The following is a 1668-nucleotide window of genomic DNA, read 5'->3' on the forward strand; positions in this document are numbered from 1 at the left end:
GGCATATGTGCCGTCATTCGCACCAGCGGACATCCCGCCGCCCCCTCCACCGCCGCCGTGGGCGCAGCAGCTCCGCCCGGTATGGGACGGCGGCCATGGACAGTGGGTCTGGATAGGGATCTAGGCAGCGAGCATGCGCCGCAACACTTACGCCTTGGTAGCCGTAGCGATGGCGATCGGTCTAGTCGCCCCGGCTTGTGCATCGCCGTCAAAGCCCGCGAGCCCCAATTGTGGTGGCAGCACCCGTTAGACGATCGCCCACCCAGATCCACAGCCCGACCACGGTCCACACGACCGCAAAACTACAAACTCGCCGACCTGAGAGTTTGCGGGCAGCGGCGGTAAAGCCGGGACTGACCGGTGCCGTTGGCGGGAGAATCCTAAGGTGATCGGCCGACCCGACCGTCGATCTCCCCATAGTCATAGATCGGGACCACGTGCGGTGTGCCCAATCGGGCGGCCGCGTGGGCTTCCCGGCGGAATCGCCGCTGAAACTCCTCGTCCTCAGACAAATGCGCGGGCAAGACTTTGATGGCCACGACCCGGTCGGTGACGGTGTCATGCGCACGCCACACCTCGCCCATGCCGCCGCGGCCCAACAACTCGATCAGGCGGTAGCGACCAAACGGCGTGCCCTCCACCGGGCTCACCATACGCAGCCAGCCGCTCCACCGACGGGCAAACCAGCCACTGCCCACGGGACCACGTGGACTCGGTCAGCATTCGGCAGAGCCGACGGCTCGGCTCCCGGAATCCAATTCGAGGCAACATCGCCGCCAGTAACTGCGGGCATGCTGAACTATCGTCGTCTGCATGGGTCCCCGCATATACCGGCCGGTCTCTCCGCTGGCCGATTACGTTGAATTTATCGGGGATTGGCGCAGCCGCCAGGCCGACTATTGGAGCCGGGCGCTGCCGCGTGGCGCGGTGACAGTCATCTTCGACGTCGGGCAACGACAGCAGCTCGACTTCTACGCCGCCGACGGCAAAACGAGGTTGGTTGTTCCGCCCGCATTCATCACCGGATCGCACACCGCCTCGTACGTATCGAACATCGCCGCTGACGAGCCCGTGATGGCCGTTCACTTTCGGCCCGGCGGCGCGTTTCCGTTTCTCGGAATCCCGTTGGGCGACCTCGAGGATGCATACGTCGGCGTCGACCAGGTCTGGGGGAGCGGTGGGCGCGACCTACACGAGCGGTTGATCGAAACGTCGTCGGCGCAGGCCCGCTTTCAGATCCTCGAGCAGTTTTTGCTCTCCCGGCCATCGCTGACAGCGGACCGCCAACCGGGCGTCGCTGCAGCGCTGGCCGCGATCGAAAACGATCCGTCGATCCGGATGGCCGACATCCGCCACCAGGTGGGCATGGCCGCCAAGCGGCTGATTGCGTTGTTTCGTGCCGAGGTGGGCTTGTCGCCCAAGGCATATGCGCGGGTTCGTCGCCTCCAGGCGGCGCTGCGGTTACTCGGCGCGGGCCCGGTGGGTGGTGCTCGCGTCGCGGCCGAGGTCGGCTATTTCGACCAGGCGCACTTTGTCCGGGACTTCGAGTCGTTCACCGGGATGACGCCGACGCGGTACAGCCAACAGCGGATTGTGCTGCCCAGCCACGTCCCGGTCGAGCGGCAAAAATTTACAAGACCGTTGGCCGTCGCGTGTTCATGATGGGGT

The 1668-nt window shown here is 65.4% G+C and carries 1 protein-coding gene and 1 pseudogene; one reads left to right on the top strand and one right to left on the bottom strand.

Annotated elements, in window-relative coordinates:
* Positions 1–395: 395 nt before the first annotated feature.
* Positions 396–641: pseudogene (locus tag WB785_RS15755) on the bottom strand (protein kinase domain-containing protein); the annotation flags it as partial.
* A gap of 172 nt (positions 642–813) precedes the next feature.
* On the opposite strand from WB785_RS15755, the gene WB785_RS15760 reads away from it, so the two are divergent.
* Complete coding sequence (locus WB785_RS15760; RefSeq protein WP_424080259.1) at positions 814–1662, top strand: helix-turn-helix domain-containing protein; 849 nt, start codon at positions 814–816, stop codon at positions 1660–1662.
* The last annotated feature ends 6 nt before the right edge of the window (positions 1663–1668 follow it).

The sequence above is a fragment of the Mycobacterium sp. genome, from assembly GCF_049585075.1.
In the GTDB taxonomy this organism is placed as follows: domain Bacteria; phylum Actinomycetota; class Actinomycetes; order Mycobacteriales; family Mycobacteriaceae; genus Mycobacterium.

Bases quoted from the DNA above. Each gene is read 5' to 3' on its own strand.
- WB785_RS15760 (WP_424080259.1), top strand. From the start codon at position 814: ATGGGTCCCCGCATATACCGGCCGGTCTCTCCGCTGGCCGATTACGTT.